Source organism: Cupriavidus sp. 05L411 (assembly GCF_056398045.1).
The window spans coordinates 184,295-200,667 of sequence record NZ_JBFTOQ010000004.1; the positions used below are offsets into that span (position 1 = coordinate 184,295).

A 16,373-nucleotide genomic window follows, 5' to 3' on the forward strand; every position below is an offset into this window, starting at 1 on the left:
CAAGAACGTCGCGATTTTTGCGGGCGCTGGCATGTCGAAGAGCGTGGGTTATGTGGACTGGCCATCGCTCCTCAGTGATATTGCGGCTGAGCTCGGACTGAGCGTGGATAAGGAGCACGATCTGATATCGCTGGCCCAGTATCACGTGAATCATCGTGGCAACCGATCCGGAATTACAAAGAAAATACTGGAAGAGTTTTCACATCAGGGCGAGCTGTCGGAGACGCACAAGATCCTGACGCGTTTGCCTATTCCAATCTACYGGACCACGAATTACGACACGCTGATTGAGGATTCTCTCAAGGATGCATTAAAGATCGCGGATGTCAAAAAGGATGCCAAGCAGCTTGCAAATACGCGGCCAAAGCGTGATGTCGTCGTTTACAAGATGCATGGCGATGTTCACTCCGCTGCGGATGCGGTCATCATCAAAGAGCAGTATGAGGCTTATCATCAAACGCATGCTGGATTTATCACGGCGCTTAGCGGTGACTTGGTTTCCAGGACGTTCCTGTTTATCGGGTTTAGTTTCACCGATCCTAATCTCGACTATGTGCTGAGTAGATTGAATCTTCAGCCCGGTGAGCGGCAGCATTATTGCTTCATGAAGCGGGAGGCCAAGTCGAAAGATGAAGACGATGACATCTTTCATTACAAGCAGAGAAAGCAGGAACTCCGGATCGCCGACCTCAAACGCTATAAGATCAGCGTGCTTTTGATTGATGATTATAGTGACATCGTCGATATCTTGAGGGAAATAGAGCACAGGTTCCGCAAGAAAACGATTTTCGTCTCCGGCAGTGCGGAGGTGTATGGAAAGTGGGACCGTAACGAGGCCCAGAAACTTGTTCATCGCCTGAGCAAGGGCCTTGTTACTTCGGGATTTCGGGTCGTCAATGGTTTCGGGTGGGGGTTGGCAGCGCGGTGATCAATGGCGCGTTGGAAGCCGTCTATGAATATCCGGAACGGTACTCCGAGGATCAGCTGATTATCAGGCCTTTCCCGCAGTTCGAAACCGGTGAAAAGAAGCTGGCGGATCTATGGGATGAATATCGCCATCGCATGATTTCACTGGCCGGAGTTGCCATATTCGTGTTCGGCAACAAGATGGGCGAGGCAGGGGAGGTTGCTTCAGCTGGAGGTGTGAAGCGGGAATTCGAGATCGCTATCAAGGAAGGGCTGATCCCTATACCCGTTGGCGCCACCGAGTACGTCGCGCGCGAATTGTACGCGATGATTGAAGCCGACCCAAAGCATTACTACGGGGAAGTTGATTGGATTTTCCCCGCGGTAAAGGAGTTGGCGGAAGCGGAAGCTACCGCCGACACGCTGGTCAGCAAGATGACCGATATTATCAAGAAACTTAACAGGTAAACCATGCCAAAAAGAAGAACGTTCTACAGCTTTCATTTCGGCGCCGATGTGATGCGGGTCCAGCAGATCAGGAATATCGGCTCGCTTGAGGATAACGAACCGGTCTCGGTCAATGATTGGGAAACGGTGAAGAGGGGCGGTGATGCGGAAATCAAGAAGTGGATAAACAAGAATATGGATGGCCGCTCGTGCGTGGTCGTACTGATCGGGGAGCATACGGCATCGCGTCCATGGGTCAAGTATGAGATCAAGAAGGCATGGGAGGATGGGCGTGGATTGCTTGGTATCCATATTCATAATCTGAAGTGCCCGAACGAGGGCAAGGGTAAAAAGGGTTCGAGCCCGTTCGAAGGAATCCAGTTCAAAGATTCTGACGGGAAAATGAAAACCATTCCATGCAAGAACCCTAAGGCTGACAACGCATACAACGACATCAAGGAGAACCTGGAGGCATGGATTGAGGAAGCCATTGCCTTGCGCGCCTGAGGCCATAGCGTTGGGAGAGGCGAATAGGCGCCACTTCAGAACGGAGGCACTTACGTAGCCTGCGATCGCTGCACGCGACTGGAACCCCAGGCGCGTGCAGTCTTTGTTGTCGCCTCAAATGGAGGCGCGATTCCCATATTTTCAGTCCTTGCGGGGATGGTCAGGGGACGCGCCGGGAGGCAGGGGGCGTTCCTTTTCCAGCACGGCCACAGCCAGCTTTGCGAACCGGCGACCCGCTGTGGGGCCGACCCTCTTGGGGCGCAGTTCCGTTGACCGCCGGAAGTGGTGTCTTCAGGCAGCCCGGCCAGTACCAGCGCGCGGGGCGAAGTTGGTCGATCGATTACCACTTAGCGCGGCCGGATGCCGCCGTATGAGAGGTGTCATGAAGAAACTACTGAGAGCTTTTGTCAAGAGCCTGACGGCTGGCGGCATGGATGCCGCCCCCCATTGGTTCAATCTTTTCCATCTCCTTCTGGTTGCCGTCGCGGGGATTGCCTGGCTCGTTTCTACCGTGCGAGGCTGGCTCTGAATGCTGATGGTGCGCCCACCGGCAAGGGCGAGGGTGTTTCCCGTTGATTGGTCAACGCGGTTGCGTGCGAATGTAGCCGCGGTAAATCGGCGCGCCGGGAACCGCGGCAAAATCCCCCCTTGTGGGGATGCAGGCTAGCGCTTGCGACACGCCCTCGTATCATGGATGGCTATTGCGTTACCATAGGCAGCTTTTTCATGTTCTGCAAAGAGCTGGGGTCCCTGCCGGCAGACGTTCGCCGGGTCATGCACCCCGCTCTTTCAGCGCTCCACTTAAGGATATCTCTAATGTCGCTTCGCCTGTTTCTCCGACGCGCGCTGCTCTGCGCCGTCACGCTTGTTCCGGCCGCGCCGGCTCTCGCATATTTCGACACGTTCATCCATGGCACCGTGATCGGGAGCATGAGCCAAAAGGAAGCGGCCGCACTATACAAGACGGTCAGCAAGACGCTGGACGATGGCGCCGACGGTGCGGTGGTGCCATGGACCTACCCGGCGTCGGGGAAACGCAAGCCGATCGAGGGAAATATAACGCCGATGAACGGCAAGACCGATAAAGGCCAGTCCTGTCGCCAACTGAAGCTTCAGTTGAAACGCGCCGACCAGGAAGACAACTGGACCGGCTGGTTCTGCAAGCAGGGCGACGGGCGCTGGCGCTCGCGCAAGCTCAGCGACGGTTGAGCACCTGTCTGGCTCGGCATCCGCAGTGGCGCGGTCTGGCATATTTCGCGTCGTTGGCCAACCGCCTTCGCGATTTGGGGGGCGGTTTCTCACCAGGAGGCGATGCCCCGGCTCGCGCCCGATCCGTAGCCACACAAGATATTAAAATAAAGGAAACGGCCATGGCCGAGGGTAAAAATAAAAAAATAGCAATTGCCTGGGCACTTCTTTTGGCTGCCATTGTGGCGGAGGTCACCGGCACATCATTTATGGCAAATGCGGCCCGGGGAAGTGGATACACCGGCTATCTGGTGATGGCAGTCGCATTGGCGGTTTCATATTATCTGCTTTCACATGCCATTCGGAAGATATCTGTAGGTATTGCTTATGCTGTCTGGGAAGGCGTTGGCCTTGCGGCACTTACACTGGTGAGCGTGTTTGTGTTCCAGGAAGGCATTTCAGGCATGGAAATGTTTGGGCTTGGCATGGTTCTGATTGGTATCGCGTGCGTGGCACTCGGAGAGGAACACTAATCGTGAAAATTCTCCCGATACTGTACATTGGCGGTTCGGCTGCGATTGATATCGTGGCAAATATGATGCTGGAGAAATCCGATGGATTTCGAAAGGCTTGGTGGGGAGTTGGTGCAATCCTGCTCCTTTGGGCAGCTTTCCTCTTACTGGGCCAGGCCATTAAGAGCATGGATATCGCCGTCGCCTATGCAATGTGGGGCGCCATCGGCATTCTGGGAACCGCAATTTGCGGCCGGCTACTTTTCGGGCACCGCTTGAAGCCGATCGGATGGATAGGGATCGCCTTTGTGATCGTGGCTGTAGTCGTTCTCTCATTGGTCGAATAGCGGCTGCGCAATGTACTAGCCAGACGCCGGCCGATCAGTGAGGGATCGTACGATCCGGCGCATGCCTATGGCTGATTCGTCGGGTGGGCAACGAAAGGGACGAGAAAGCTTGTGTTTGCTCGCCTGATCCAGGACGAGAAGCTGGAGAAAGGTGCTGCCGGCATATGGGCGCGCGATGCGTTCTTGAAAGAGCTGCCCGCCATCCTGGCTTCGCAAGCACTCTGATCCGCGTGCCGGCCCGCGGGTCRGCAGCGATCCGCGCGACACCTTGGTGTCAGTCATCGCATTTCATCTCTGTCATCACTTCAATATCGCGTACCGCCTGAATGACACCACGCTGGCAAACGTGTTTGGCTGGGAAGCTGTACGCGCCGTTGCCCGCAATGGCAACTATGGGGTGACGATGTTCTTCGTCGTCTCGGGCTTCCTGATCACGTTGAATGCCTAGCGCCGTTGGGGCAGGTTGGGCAACATCGATGCACGGGCGTTCTACGGCCTGCGGGTGGCGCGCATCGTGCCGTGCCTACTCCTGCTGCTCGCCGTGCGTGGTCAACCTGCAGTGCGGTTGCGCCACCGCCATGCCATTCAATTTCCTTTGTGACGAGATGAATTCTCTCGATCGCACGATCCATGGGCGTGGCGCAGGCGCTAAAGCGGCGGGAAGGCGGCGGGAAAGCAGCGGGAAAAGTGGGGCAATCTCCGCAAGATGTTCTAGATTCGTTCTGTGTGTTTCATCAATTTGTTTAAGGTGGACCACAGAGATACTGAATTGCCAGGCGCGCGGGCGACAGCTTATCGTGCTGGCAGGCTGGGTTCCCGTAGAAGCCGCGGGGTGCCGTTGGGCGGGCTGAGGCCGGTGTCTGTCTTTTCGTGGAGAGGCAAAAATGCGTCGATTAAGAGTGTTGGCCGCTTGGTGGCTGGGGCTGGTCATGCTATTGCCGGCCGGCCCGTCGCTGGCGCAGGCCAGGCTGGACCATGGACAACTGGACCAGCTCACGGCGCCGATTGCACTTTACCCGGATGCCTTGCTGTCGCAGATCCTCATGGCAGCAACGTATCCAGAGGACGTAGCGGCCGCGGCAGCATGGTCCCGGTCCAATCCCAGCCTTTCCGGGGATGCGGCCACCAAAGCCGTGGCCGGCGAGCCCTGGGATCCCAGCGTGCAATCCCTGGCGGCGTTTCCCTCTGTGCTGGACATGATGGGCCGGCAGCCTCAGTGGGTGCAGTCGATTGGCAACGCGTTCCTGGACCAGCCGAATGACGTGATGGATTCGGTGCAGCGCTTGCGCGTGCAGGCGCAAAAGGCCGGCAGCCTGAAGACGACGGAGCAGCAGAAGGTGGTGACGCAGACCACCGGCGGCACCACGATCGTGCAGATCGAGCCAGCCAACCCGCAGGTGGTGTATGTACCGGCCTACAACCCCACCGTGGTCTATGGCGCATGGGCATACCCCGCCTATCCCCCCGCTTATTACCCGCCGCCACCGGGCTCGGTCTTCGCCACGGCCGTGGTCGCCGGAATCGGGTTCGGGCTGGGCGTTGCCGCGGTCAACTCGATGTGGGGCGGTTTCAACTGGGGCCACCATGACGTCAACATCAACGTCAATCGCTATAACAACGTGAACGTCAACAACCGGCTCAACGTCAACAGCAGCAACACGAGCTGGCAGCACAACCCGGCGCACCGCGGCAACGTGCCGTACAACAACCCGAACGTTAGCAACCGTTATGACAAGCAGCGCCAGGAGGGCCTGTCCAGCCGGCAGCTGGCAGGGGCAGGGGGGGCGGGGGCAGGGCAACGCCCGGCGGCGCCGAACTCACGCGACGCGCAGCGTGAGCGCGCAGCGCAGTCGGTGCAGGGCCGCACCGGGGCGTCCATCCCTGGCCATGGCGGCGCGGGAGAAAACCGGGCGGCGTCGCGCGGCAGCGCGCCGGACGGCAATCGCGCGGGCGGGCGTGGCGGTGCCGATCAAGGCCGCAACGTGGGCGGCGGCGGGGCCGGCGAGGCACGCAAGCCAAGTGGCGCGGACCGGCAGCGCGCCGACCAGGCCGATGCGCGCAACCGTGCGCGCGACGCCAACCGCGACAGCGCCCTGCGCGACGCGGGCAATGGCGACAAGGTAAAGCAGCAATCGCAGCGCGCGGCAACCCCGCGAGACACTGGCAGCGCACGCCAGGCCGCGGCCCCGGCCCGCCAGCAGAGCCAGCAGCCCAGGGCTGCCGCACCGCAACGCGGCGGCGGCGGGGGTGGTGGACTCGGCGGTGGCGGTGGTGGACTTGGTGGCCATGGTCGGAGATAAGCATGATGCGCAAAATCTTATGTGCCCAAACCGCGCGTGGGCTGCGCATCCTGGTGGCCGCGGCAACGCTCGCGCTGGCCGCTCCTGTGCTGGCCCAGCAAGCGTATCCCACGCCGGATGCGGCGGCCAACGCCTTGGCCGATGCCATTGCCACCAGTGATAGCGATGCGCTCAAGCAGGTGCTGGGGCCGCAATATCCATCTTTGTTGCCGGAGGGCGGCGTGCGGCGCGACGACGTCTATGCCTTCCTTGCCGCTTGGGCGAAGCAACACGCCATCGAACAAATCAGCGATAAAGAGGCAAAGCTTGCCGTGGGCGAATCGGGCTGGACGTTCCCGGTTCCGATCGTCAAGGCCGGCAATGGCTGGAAGTTCGACTTGCACGCAGGCCAGCAGGAACTACGTATCCGCCGCATCGGGCGCAACGAGCTGGAGACGATTGCCATGCTGCGTCAACTGTCCGATGCGCAGCAGCAATACGCCAAGGAAGTTGGCGGCGGCAGCTATGCCAGGCGCCTGGTGAGCCGCACCGGCAAGACCGACGGGTTGTACTGGCCCGCCGACTCCGATGCCGAAAAAAGCCCGCTGGGGCCGGATGCGCTGGTGATGGGCCCCGATACGCCCGCCGCCGAAGCGTTCCATGGCTACCACTACCGCATCGTTATGCCTGGCAAAGGCAGCGAGGCAAAATACGTGTTCCTGGCCTGGCCGGTGGCGTATGGCAAGACCGGCACGCAGACCTTCGCGCTCGACAGCAGCGGCACGTTGTACCAGCGTGATCTTGGCGCCGGCACAACCTCGCGGGCCAAGTCCATGAGCGTGTTCGCGCCGGACGCCGGCTGGGAGAAGGTGGAGTAGGGCTGAAGCGGGCTCTCCTTGACCCGCTCGCTAATGTTGGGCGAGCGCGTAAGCCGAAACACACGGGGCCATTGCCCCCGTGAAGGCCGGCACCGACGACTGCACCCTGTGCCGCTGCGAACCGGTGATGCCGAGGATACGGAATGCTGCCTTCGACGGCGGTGCGGCACAGCACTTCGTCCCAGTGCGTCCGGATCCGCTTCGTCTTGGCGGAACCAATAACTTCCCTTCGGCATAGCTTGTCACGTGGCGATCTGCGCACAGCATCGCGATGTGAAGTACAGCTTTCCATATCTCACGCCTAGACTGCAACTGTGTTCTATTTTGGCGCACGCATGTGTGCTTCTTATGAATACAGCTTCGCCCCTACTATTCCTTCCAACAAAATCACGCGTGGCCAGTTCCAGTCCCCAAGGCTCGGTGACGCGCATTTATCGGAGCTACCGTCGTGAGAGACGAAGCAGGGAAGACAAGCGAAGCCCACCCCCACCTTGCCGCTGGGTTGCACCCCGGACGACTCGACATCATTGCGCTGCCCGGCAACAGTGCCATCGGCGTTGATACATGCGGTTCTGCCGCGCAATCGCAGCCACAAGCGCAGCCACAAACGCAGCCACAAGCGCAGTCGCAATCGGACGATCAGAACATCTGCCACCGCGATGCACCTGGCGGTGATCCGGTTGGACGGAGCGTCCGATGAAGCTCTACGAGAAGTTTGCCGACGATATCGAGCGGCTGATCCAGCAGGGCGTCTACCACCATGGCGAACGATTGCCTTCCGTTCGGCAGGCTAGCCAGCAACACCGGATCAGTATCACCACGGTACTTCATGCTTACCTGCTGCTGGAAAGCCGTGGCCTGCTGGTGAGCCGGCCGCAGTCCGGCTACTTCGTCGACCTGCAGCGCGGAAGCGACGAGCGGCAAATGCAAGAGTTGCGAGCTTCGAAGCCGATCGCCATGTCTGCCTCGGTGGACGTCAGCCGGCTGGTGCTTTCGACGTTGCGCTCGATCGGCGCCGGCGATGCCGTGCCGCTCGGCTCGCCGTACCCCGATCCCGTTATGTTCCCGTTCGAGAAGCTGAACCGGTACGCCTATATGGCTGGCCGAGAAAAGACGCTCTGGAACGTGACGAACGCGCTTCCGCCAGGCAATCCGCGCCTGGTCCGGCAGATCGCGCGCCGCTACCTTGAGAACGGCATGCCGGTCGACCCGAACGAGATCATCGTCACCGTAGGCGCGACCGAAGCGATCAATATCTGCCTTCAGGCAGTGGCAAAGCCAGGGGACGTGATTGCCGTCGAATCGCCAACGTTCTACGCCATGCTGCACGCGATCGAGCGCATGGGCATGAAGGCGATCGAGGTGTCGACGCATCCCGAGTACGGCATCGATATTGCCGCCCTCGCAGGGATTATGAAGTCGCAGCCGATTGCAGCCTGCATGGTCATGCCCAACTTCCAGAATCCGCTTGGCTTCCAGATGCCGGATGAACGCAAGCGGGAACTCGTCGAGTTACTGACGAGAGCGGACATTCCGGTCATCGAGAATGCCGTGTACAACGAGCTGTATTTCGGCGGCACGCATCCCAGCACGTTGAAGACCTATGACCGCAAGGGCATTGTTTTGCATTGTTCGTCGTTTTCGAAGAGCCTGACGGCAGCCTATCGCATCGGCTGGGCGCTGCCGGGCCGCTACCGCGATCAGGTCGAGAAGCTCAAGTTCCTGAACACCCTGGCAACCCCGACGGTGCCGCAGCTTGCCATCGCGGAGTATCTCGAGCGTGACGGCTACGAGCATCATCTGCGGAGGATTCGCAAGGCCTACGCGCAGCAGGCCAACCTGATGCGCGCCATGGTTTCCCGCTTTTTTCCAGAGGGAACGCGCATGTCCAGCCCGGCCGGCGGCTACGTGCTCTGGATCGAGCTACCCCCGAAGGTCGACGCAATGCAGCTCTATCAGCTAGCGCTAGACCGCGGCATCACGATCGGGCCAGGGTATATGTTCTCGAACTCCGGCAGCTACCGGAACTTTATCCGCCTCAACTACAGCAGCCCGTGGTCGAGCCGGATCGAGGAAGCGGTGATCGAGGTCGGCAAGCTGGTCTCGATGTGTGCCCGCTGACGGCAGGCGGGTGGGGCGATGCCGGGGTGGCCCTCCGTCCGGGGCCCTGCCGTCAGGCATCGATCAGCCGCCCGTGACAGGCGGAAAGAACGCGATCTCGCTGTCCTCGCGCACCACGAAGGCACCATCAACCAGTTCCAGGTTGACAGCGGCCCGTACCGGCCGGTGGGTCTGCAGCGCTTGCGCCGAGCGGGCGTCTCGCGATGCGAGCGTTTCCCTGATGCCCTCTACGGTGATCCCGGGCGCATGGATATCGACGATCTCTTGCGTGACGCCAAGATGTTCACGAATGCTAGCGAAGTACCTGATGGTGAGTTTCATGTGCGCTGTCCTACCTTGGGTTTCTGGCTGGATGGGCAAGGGGTCAGCCCCAGCGGTTCACAGCCAGCTCGTCTCTTGCCTTGGATCCGACCCATTCCGATGTGCCGTCGCGTCGGATCTCTTTTTTCCAGAAGGGCGCGTAGGTCTTGAGGAAATCCATCAGGAACTCGCATGCATCGAACGCTGCCTCACGATGCTGCGACGCGACGATGACAAGGACCACCGGATTGCCGAGCGCGATACGACCGATCCGATGCACGATCTTCACGGCATCCAGTCGCCACCGTGCGTTCGCCTCCTCGATGATGCTCCATAGTGCCCGTTCGGTCATTCCTGGATAGTGTTCGATCTGGAGCGCCGCCACATCGTCGACGTCGCCGAACTGGCGCACGACACCCAGGAAGTTCACAACCGCACCCACATTGGGATTGCGCATGATGGGATCGATCTGCGCTGCGAAGTCGATCGGCTGGTGCTGCACGCGCACCTCGAAGCCGGCCGCGATGGCACGCTGCGCAAAGTCCGCGCTCTCCGTGCTCTGCGCGACGTCCTCGGCGCGGGCCTCACTGCCCGTGCCGGGTGCATCGCCGGCTGTCATCTTTGGATGGAACGTTGATGTCATTGTTGTTCTCCAGGTATCGGCTCGTTTCGTACCCATTGGTGAAGATTCAACCCCCGACGAGCGACATGCGGACAGTCGGGTAACGCTGACTCTGCCTGTTGCTGCGGGCCGTTGCGCGCAGCTCGGAATAGCGGTCGGCGCGGCCGGTCCACTGGAGACGGATCGCCTGCGCCAGCTGTGCCTCCGACTCGCTCTCCGACAGCCATGGTTTGAGGCTGGTCCCTTGACTGGCGAACAGGCAGGTATAGAGTTGACCGTCAGCCGAAACGCGCGCACGTGAGCACGATCCGCAGAACGGCTGCGATACGCTTGCGATGAAACCCACCTCGCCGCCGCCGTCCGTGTGACGGTAGCGGACCGCGGTGCTCGCTCCCGGCCCCGGTTCGACGGGGGCCAGGGGAAACACGGATTCGACCCTATCCCGGGTCTGCCTAGCCGTGAGTACCGCGGCATCGGACCAGAAGTCCGCCCCGCCGACGTCCATATATTCGATGAATCGCACCGCCACGCCAGTGCCTTTGAACAGGCGTACGAGTGGGAGGATCTGGCTTTCGTTCACGCCCCGCTGCACCACCGAGTTGACCTTGACCGGCGCAAGCCCGGCGGCGGACGCGGCCTCGATGCCGTCCAGGATGCGCGATACCGGCACGTCGGCGTCGCTCATGCGACGAAATACGGCGTCTTCTACCGCGTCGAGACTGACAGTCACGCGGCTCAGGCCGGCGTCCTTGAGCGCGCGGGCCTTGGCGGCGAGCAGCGTGCCGTTTGTCGTTATTGCGATTTCCAACGGCTTGCCGGACAAGGTCGTCAGCTTCGCTAGTTGCTCCACCAGTGCTTCCAGGCCGCGCCGCAGCAGTGGCTCGCCCCCGGTAATGCGGATCTTCTCGACACCGAGCGACGTAAATGATCTTGCGATCTTGACCATCTGCGTGAACGACAGACGGTCGGCCGACGGCATGAATGCGTAGTCGGCAGGGAAGACCTCCCGTGGCATGCAGTACGTACAGCGAAAGTTGCACTGGTCGATGACCGAGAGGCGCAGATCGCGCAGCGGGCGACCGAGCCTGTCAAGGACATCGGCATCGGCATCGGCATCGACGTCAGCCGATATGCGGGTGTCGGCAAAGAGGGAGGCAACGTTCTGCTTGATGGCGCTCACGATCTATTCGGTGGCATGCGAGGCGAGACTGTGGAAAGGGCCGGTCTCCGGCATCTGTCTTAAGGCTTCAGGCCGGAGGGCGAAAGCGGCCGGTCTGCTAATGCACGGCCAATGCAGGTGGCCTGGACTGAGCATAAGCCGGTCCTGCGCGGGATCGCGCATACAGTTCGCCGGGAATCCGAAGAGTACAGTTACACATCGCGAAGCGCGAGAATGCCCTGCGGGAAGCGCATCGGTGCATGGCCCTTCACCGTATCCCGTGCTGCTTTCTCGCCGGCACGGCATCGATTGCCGCGTCGCAGGCCGCAGGCGTGTACTCCACGAAGCCGTCGCCACGGCAGAAACAAAGCAGCCGTATCCCCGCCTGGCGCGCGATGTCGATCGCGAGGGTTGTCGGGGCCGAAATTGTCGCGATCATCGGGATATGGAGGCGCGCGGCCTTGCGCACAAGCTCGTAGCTAGCGCGGCTGGAAAGCAGAACGAAGCCGGCACGCGTGTCTGCCTTGCTTCGTGCAAGCTGGCCAATCAGCTTGTCGAGGGCGTTGTGCCGGCCGACGTCCTCGAAGACCTCGAGCACGGCACCGTCCCTGGCGCACCAGGCCGCGGCATGGACGCCTCCAGTCTTGCGCATGAGCACCTGGTGCTCGGGCAACTCGCGAGTGGCGCGCCAGACGGCCTCGGTGCCGATGTCAGCCGCCGAGCCCGCGTGAAGAATGCGCGCCGGCTCCAGGTCCAGCAGCGCGATGCTCTCGATTCCGCAGACGCCGCATCCCGAACGCCCGGCGAGAGATCGCCGCCTTCCTTTCAGGGCGGCGAACGCCTCCTGGGATATTGTCAGCCTCACTTCCGCGCTGCCGGCATGGAAGAGCACTTCCATATCGAACACGTCGGAGGCGCGCTCGACAATCCCTTCGCTGAGCGAGAAGCCCAGCGCGAACGCTTCCAGATGGATGGGCGTGGCCATCATCACGGCGTGCGAGATGCCGTTGAACACCAGCGCAACGGGCAGTTCTTCCGCAATGTGATCCGAGATCGGAAACTCTTCGCCGTGTCTGTGGCGTATCACCGTGCACTCGACGCTACCGGTTCGATCAATGACGGATGGGCATTGCAACATTGGGAACCCCTTGAAGGCATGAATTCAGCAGCTCAGAACATTCGTGAGTACGGCATGCCGCATGCCGTGGGCAGTCCGCATCAAGCCTGACAGTTGGATTTATATGCGCCGCCGGGCCGAATCGCTAGAGCACAGATCCGATGACCGCTGCTGTTGCCGCAAGCTGTATGCGAACGCCCTGATTTCTGTCAGGCAGAACACAGTTTGCATGCTATCGCGATGCGCACCCGATTTTCGGGCACAGCTCAATACGAATCGACGGAACACAGTTCTCGTGCAGCGACATTCGTTTGCATGCCCTCTCAAAACTGCACTATCGTCGTATCCAGATTTGATGCCCTCGCGGTCCGGTGCGTCTCCGGTTAGCCGGTTCGGCGTGCCCCCCAACCTCACGCGATCCGGATGGGCCATCTTCGATTTGAATCGCGCGGTCCTGGCTGATGCCGTGGACCCGTCCTTCCAGGTGCAAGTGAGAATCATGGAAATCTTCGATGCCTTACATCTTGCCAGGCTGCAGTTTGCCTTCACCGTGTCATTCCATATCGTCTTTCCAGCGATCAGCATCGGCATGGCGAGTTTCCTCGCCGTGCTGGAATGGCGCTGGCTGGCGACGGGGGATAGCAGCTACAAGGACATGTTCCTGTTCTGGTCGAAGGTATTCGCGGTCAGCTTCGGCATGGGCGTGGTTTCCGGCGTTGTGATGGCCTACGAGTTCGGCACGAACTGGAGCGGGTTCTCGCAGGTGGCGGGCAACATCACGGGACCGCTGCTGACGTATGAGGTACTGACGGCCTTCTTTCTCGAGGCAGGCTTTCTCGGCGTGATGCTGTTCGGTTGGCAGCGGGTGAGTGCCCGCGCGCACTTCTTTGCGACACTGATGGTTGCCTTGGGTACGCTGATTTCCACATTCTGGATCCTGGCGTCAAACAGCTTCATGCACACCCCGCAAGGATTCGCCATGGAGAACGGCCGCATTGTCCCGGTCGACTGGCTGATGGTGGTGTTCAACCCGTCCTTTCCCTATCGCCTCGCGCACATGACGATCGCGGCGTTCATCGTGGCGGGATTCATGGTCGCTGCGTGCGGCGCCTGGCACTTGTTGCAGGGGCGGCGCGATGTGCCAGTCAAGCGCAGCTTCTCGATGGCGCTGTGGATCCTGCTCCTGGTGACACCGGTCCAGATCGTCGTGGGTGACGCGCATGGCCTCAATACGCGCGAGTATCAGCCGGCCAAGATCGCAGCGATCGAAGGTCTTTGGGAAACGGAGCAGGGCGGCACGGCGCTCAATCTGTTCGGGCTTCCCGACATGGAGTCGGAAGAGACACACTACGCGCTGAAGGTCCCTCATCTCGGCAGCCTGATCCTGACGCACAGCTGGGATGGCGAGATTCGCGGCCTGAAGGAATTTCCGCGGCAGGACCGGCCATACTCGCCGATCCTGTTCTGGACGTTCCGGATCATGGCGGGATTCGGCATGCTGATGCTGTTGACMGCGCTGCTCGGCCTGCTGCTGAGAAAGCGTGGCCGCCTCTACGAAACGCGCTGGTATCAGTGGCTGGTGCTGTGCATGGGGCCATCCGGGCTGATCGCAATGCTGGCGGGCTGGATCACGACCGAGGTCGGCCGACAACCCTGGACCGTGTACGGCGTGCTGCGCACGGAAGATTCCGTCTCTCCGATCAGCGCCCAGCTTGCCGGGGTTTCGTTGCTGATTTTCGTCATGGTGTACTTCCTGGTCTTCGGGATGGGCGTCTACTACATGATGAAGCTGATGACGCGCGGACCAGTGCTGAACTCGCATGCCGCCGCCTTGCTCAAGCACCCGGGATTGCGTAGTCGCGCACTGGCCGCACCCTCGGATGCGCTGGAAGGAGAATGATGCCATGTCAATCGATCTGCCCGTGATCTGGGCCGCCATCATCGGCCTCGGCGTTTTTATCTATGTGATGCTGGATGGATTCGATCTTGGCATCGGCCTCCTGTTTCCATTCTTCGAAGCCAAGGGAGACCGGCAAGTGATGCTCAATACCGTCGCGCCGGTCTGGGATGGGAACGAGACCTTCCTGGTGCTCGGGGGCGCCGGGCTGTACGGCGCCTTCCCGGTCGTCTACGCTACGCTGCTGCCGGCGAACTATCTGCCGCTGATCCTGATGGTCGTCGGCCTGATCTTCCGGGGCGCGGCATTCGAGCTGCGGGCGAAGGCAAACCGGACGCAGCATCTGTGGGATCTCGCCTTTATTGGCGGCTCCGCGCTGGCGTCCTTCTGCCAGGGGATCGTGCTGGGTTCGCTCCTGCAGGGGATCCGGATTGTCGACGGCCGTTTTGCCGGAGGACCATTCGACTGGCTCTCGCCATTCAGCGTGTTCTGCGGCATCGGCGTTCTGCTTACCTACGCCGCGCTGGGCTGCGGATGGCTGATCCTGAAGACGGACGGTGAACTGCAGCGCAAGATGCGGCTGCTGATGCGGCCTCTGGTGTGCGTGCTGCTGGGTGCCATCGCGATCGTCAGCCTTTGGACGCTGCTGGGATTGCCCGCGGTGGCCCATCGCTGGTTCGGCAGCGGCAACCTTGGCTGGTTCCTGCCGGTGCCTGTCCTGGTGCTGGCCTGTGTATGGGGCATCTTCCGCGCAGTCCGGCTGCGCCACGAAGCGACCCCCTTTCTCCTGACGCTTGCGCTGTGCTTGCTCGGCTATAGCGGCTTGATCATCAGCATCTGGCCGAACATTCTTCCGCCGTCGCTGACGATCTGGGAAGCGTCTTCCAGCCCGTCCAGCCAGCTCTTCGCGCTGGTTGGCACTGTCATTGTGCTACCGGTCATCCTGGTCTACAACGCACTCCAATACCGGGTATTCCGGGGCAAGGTGCGCGAGGGCGATGCCGGCTATCACTGACGCATGCCAGATACCGGTCGCGCCGGCGTTCCGGTCCCTTGCCGGACTGCGTGGCCGCACCGCAGTTCGCTCCCGCTAGCCCTGGAGCATCCCCCACCCGCAGCAATGTCGGAGAAGAAGACGCCATGATTGTGAGGCCGAGACAAAACTGGTTCCTGATGCTGTTCGTCTGGAACGGTTCGGTATTGCAAACCATCATTCCCCAACTTGTTTTCATGGGGGCTGTCAGCAGCCTGGCCGTGTTTACCCATGGGAAGGTGTTTGGCGAGAAGATCCCGCTCAATACGGCGCCATTCACGCTGTTCGGCCTGGCGTTGGCCATCTTTCTCGCGTTCCGGAACAACGCGAGCTACGACCGTTTCAACGAGGCTCGCCACCTGTGGGGCAACCTGCTGATCGCAYCGCGCTCGCTCACTTCGCAGATGCTCTGCTATCTGCCAGAACATCTGGCGGCGGCGGATCGCACCCGACTCGCCAATACGCTGATCGCGTTCATCTACGCGCTTAAGCATCGGTTGCGCGCGACCGACCCGGCAGAGGACCTGCGCCGCTTCCTCGGCCCTGAGCAAATGGCGGCGTTGCATGGGAAGTCCTACACGCCGACGGCCTTGCTGAATGACCTCCGCCGCAGCCTCGCCCGCTACCAGGGACAAGCAGCTGGAGCCGACACCACGCGTTGGATACTCGACACCCAGATCAACGAGCTGGGTAAGGCGCTTGGGGGGTGCGAGCGGCTCGTCTCCACGCCGATTCCATTTGCCTATAACGTGCTGCTGCATCGCACGGTCTACGCCTATTGCGTACTGCTTCCGTTTGGCCTGGTCGACTCGACGGAGTTCTTCACGCCATTGCTATGCGTCTTCATCTCCTACACGCTGATTGCACTGGAGGCGATCGCAAGTGAAGTCGCCGAGCCATTCGGACTAGCACCGAACGCGCTGGCGCTCGATGCCATGACGCGCAATATCGAGCGGTCGATTCTCGAGCTTTGCGATCGCGAGATACCGGCGGAAACGGTAGCGGTGCGGCCTTATCAATTCACGTAGCCGATCTTCCCGATTGGCAAGAGTCAGCAGGA

The 16,373-nt window shown here is 60.9% G+C and carries 15 protein-coding genes and 2 pseudogenes; 13 read left to right on the forward strand and 4 right to left on the reverse strand.

Annotation, left to right across the window (positions count from 1 at the left end; translation table 11 throughout):
* The first annotated feature begins 31 nt into the window (after nt 1-31).
* The 10 genes and pseudogenes from AC1DQR_RS06310 to AC1DQR_RS06355 all read left to right on the forward strand — a co-directional run bounded on the left by AC1DQR_RS06310 (nt 32) and on the right by AC1DQR_RS06355 (nt 9,185).
* Nucleotides 32-1,374: pseudogene (locus AC1DQR_RS06310) on the forward strand (SIR2 family protein).
* Nucleotides 1,375-1,377: 3 nt separating this feature from the next.
* Complete coding sequence (locus AC1DQR_RS06315) at nt 1,378-1,860, forward strand: TIR domain-containing protein (RefSeq protein WP_416048489.1); 483 nt, start codon at nt 1,378-1,380, stop codon at nt 1,858-1,860.
* Between the two features lie 382 nt (nt 1,861-2,242).
* A complete protein-coding gene (locus tag AC1DQR_RS06320) occupies nt 2,243-2,389 on the forward strand; it encodes a hypothetical protein (RefSeq protein WP_416048490.1) in 147 nt (48 codons plus the stop codon).
* 287 nt (nt 2,390-2,676) lie between these two features.
* Nucleotides 2,677-3,069, forward strand: coding sequence for an RT0821/Lpp0805 family surface protein (locus AC1DQR_RS06325; protein ID WP_416048491.1), 393 nt, complete (start codon nt 2,677-2,679; stop codon nt 3,067-3,069).
* A gap of 161 nt (nt 3,070-3,230) precedes the next feature.
* Complete coding sequence (locus AC1DQR_RS06330) at nt 3,231-3,581, forward strand: SMR family transporter (RefSeq protein ID WP_416048492.1); 351 nt, start codon at nt 3,231-3,233, stop codon at nt 3,579-3,581.
* A 2-nt stretch (nt 3,582-3,583) separates the two neighbouring features.
* Nucleotides 3,584-3,907 (forward strand): SMR family transporter, encoded by a 324-nt coding sequence (locus AC1DQR_RS06335; protein WP_416048493.1) that lies wholly within the window; start codon nt 3,584-3,586, stop codon nt 3,905-3,907.
* A gap of 268 nt (nt 3,908-4,175) precedes the next feature.
* Nucleotides 4,176-4,451, forward strand: a pseudogene (locus tag AC1DQR_RS06340) (acyltransferase family protein); the annotation flags it as partial.
* A 340-nt stretch (nt 4,452-4,791) separates the two neighbouring features.
* Nucleotides 4,792-6,207, forward strand: a complete 1,416-nt coding sequence (locus tag AC1DQR_RS06345; RefSeq protein ID WP_477132738.1) for a DUF3300 domain-containing protein — start codon at nt 4,792-4,794, stop codon at nt 6,205-6,207.
* Nucleotides 6,208-6,209: 2 nt separating this feature from the next.
* A complete protein-coding gene (locus tag AC1DQR_RS06350; protein WP_477132739.1) occupies nt 6,210-7,064 on the forward strand; it encodes a DUF2950 family protein in 855 nt (284 codons plus the stop codon).
* 696 nt (nt 7,065-7,760) lie between these two features.
* The gene (locus AC1DQR_RS06355) at nt 7,761-9,185 is read left to right on the forward strand and encodes an aminotransferase-like domain-containing protein (RefSeq protein ID WP_416048495.1); all 1,425 of its coding nucleotides are present in this window, start codon (nt 7,761-7,763) and stop codon (nt 9,183-9,185) included.
* Nucleotides 9,186-9,248: 63 nt separating this feature from the next.
* Here the strand turns inward: AC1DQR_RS06355 and AC1DQR_RS06360 are convergent, their stop codons facing one another.
* The 4 genes from AC1DQR_RS06360 to fdhD form a co-directional block, all read right to left on the reverse strand.
* Nucleotides 9,249-9,506, reverse strand: a complete 258-nt coding sequence (locus tag AC1DQR_RS06360) for a MoaD/ThiS family protein (protein ID WP_416048496.1) — start codon at nt 9,504-9,506, stop codon at nt 9,249-9,251.
* Between the two features lie 43 nt (nt 9,507-9,549).
* A complete protein-coding gene (locus AC1DQR_RS06365) occupies nt 9,550-10,128 on the reverse strand; it encodes a molybdenum cofactor biosynthesis protein MoaE (protein ID WP_416050476.1) in 579 nt (192 codons plus the stop codon).
* A 46-nt stretch (nt 10,129-10,174) separates the two neighbouring features.
* Nucleotides 10,175-11,239: a GTP 3',8-cyclase MoaA gene (gene moaA, locus AC1DQR_RS06370; RefSeq protein WP_477132775.1), complete on the reverse strand. Its 1,065-nt coding sequence runs from the start codon at nt 11,237-11,239 to the stop codon at nt 10,175-10,177.
* 295 nt (nt 11,240-11,534) lie between these two features.
* Nucleotides 11,535-12,404: a formate dehydrogenase accessory sulfurtransferase FdhD gene (gene fdhD / locus AC1DQR_RS06375; protein ID WP_416048497.1), complete on the reverse strand. Its 870-nt coding sequence runs from the start codon at nt 12,402-12,404 to the stop codon at nt 11,535-11,537.
* Between the two features lie 478 nt (nt 12,405-12,882).
* Here fdhD and AC1DQR_RS06380 point away from each other — a divergent pair, with 478 nt between their 5' ends.
* The 3 genes from AC1DQR_RS06380 to AC1DQR_RS06390 all read left to right on the forward strand — a co-directional run bounded on the left by AC1DQR_RS06380 (nt 12,883) and on the right by AC1DQR_RS06390 (nt 16,341).
* Nucleotides 12,883-14,283 (forward strand): cytochrome ubiquinol oxidase subunit I, encoded by a 1,401-nt coding sequence (locus tag AC1DQR_RS06380; RefSeq protein WP_416050478.1) that lies wholly within the window; start codon nt 12,883-12,885, stop codon nt 14,281-14,283.
* A gap of 4 nt (nt 14,284-14,287) precedes the next feature.
* Nucleotides 14,288-15,295, forward strand: coding sequence for a cytochrome d ubiquinol oxidase subunit II (cydB, locus tag AC1DQR_RS06385; RefSeq protein WP_477132740.1), 1,008 nt, complete (start codon nt 14,288-14,290; stop codon nt 15,293-15,295).
* Nucleotides 15,296-15,420: 125 nt separating this feature from the next.
* Complete coding sequence (locus AC1DQR_RS06390) at nt 15,421-16,341, forward strand: bestrophin family protein (protein WP_477132741.1); 921 nt, start codon at nt 15,421-15,423, stop codon at nt 16,339-16,341.
* Nucleotides 16,342-16,373: the final 32 nt, after the last annotated feature.

Bases quoted from the DNA above. Each gene is read 5' to 3' on its own strand.
- AC1DQR_RS06315 (WP_416048489.1), top strand. From the start codon at position 1,378: ATGCCAAAAAGAAGAACGTTCTACAGCTTTCATTTCGGCGCCGATGTG.
- AC1DQR_RS06320 (WP_416048490.1), top strand. From the start codon at position 2,243: ATGAAGAAACTACTGAGAGCTTTTGTCAAGAGCCTGACGGCTGGCGGC.
- AC1DQR_RS06325 (WP_416048491.1), top strand. From the start codon at position 2,677: ATGTCGCTTCGCCTGTTTCTCCGACGCGCGCTGCTCTGCGCCGTCACG.
- AC1DQR_RS06330 (WP_416048492.1), top strand. From the start codon at position 3,231: ATGGCCGAGGGTAAAAATAAAAAAATAGCAATTGCCTGGGCACTTCTT.
- AC1DQR_RS06345 (WP_477132738.1), top strand. From the start codon at position 4,792: ATGCGTCGATTAAGAGTGTTGGCCGCTTGGTGGCTGGGGCTGGTCATG.
- AC1DQR_RS06350 (WP_477132739.1), top strand. From the start codon at position 6,210: ATGATGCGCAAAATCTTATGTGCCCAAACCGCGCGTGGGCTGCGCATC.
- AC1DQR_RS06355 (WP_416048495.1), top strand. From the start codon at position 7,761: ATGAAGCTCTACGAGAAGTTTGCCGACGATATCGAGCGGCTGATCCAG.
- AC1DQR_RS06360 (WP_416048496.1), bottom strand. From the start codon at position 9,506: ATGAAACTCACCATCAGGTACTTCGCTAGCATTCGTGAACATCTTGGC.
- AC1DQR_RS06365 (WP_416050476.1), bottom strand. From the start codon at position 10,128: ATGACATCAACGTTCCATCCAAAGATGACAGCCGGCGATGCACCCGGC.
- fdhD (WP_416048497.1), bottom strand. From the start codon at position 12,404: ATGTTGCAATGCCCATCCGTCATTGATCGAACCGGTAGCGTCGAGTGC.
- cydB (WP_477132740.1), top strand. From the start codon at position 14,288: ATGTCAATCGATCTGCCCGTGATCTGGGCCGCCATCATCGGCCTCGGC.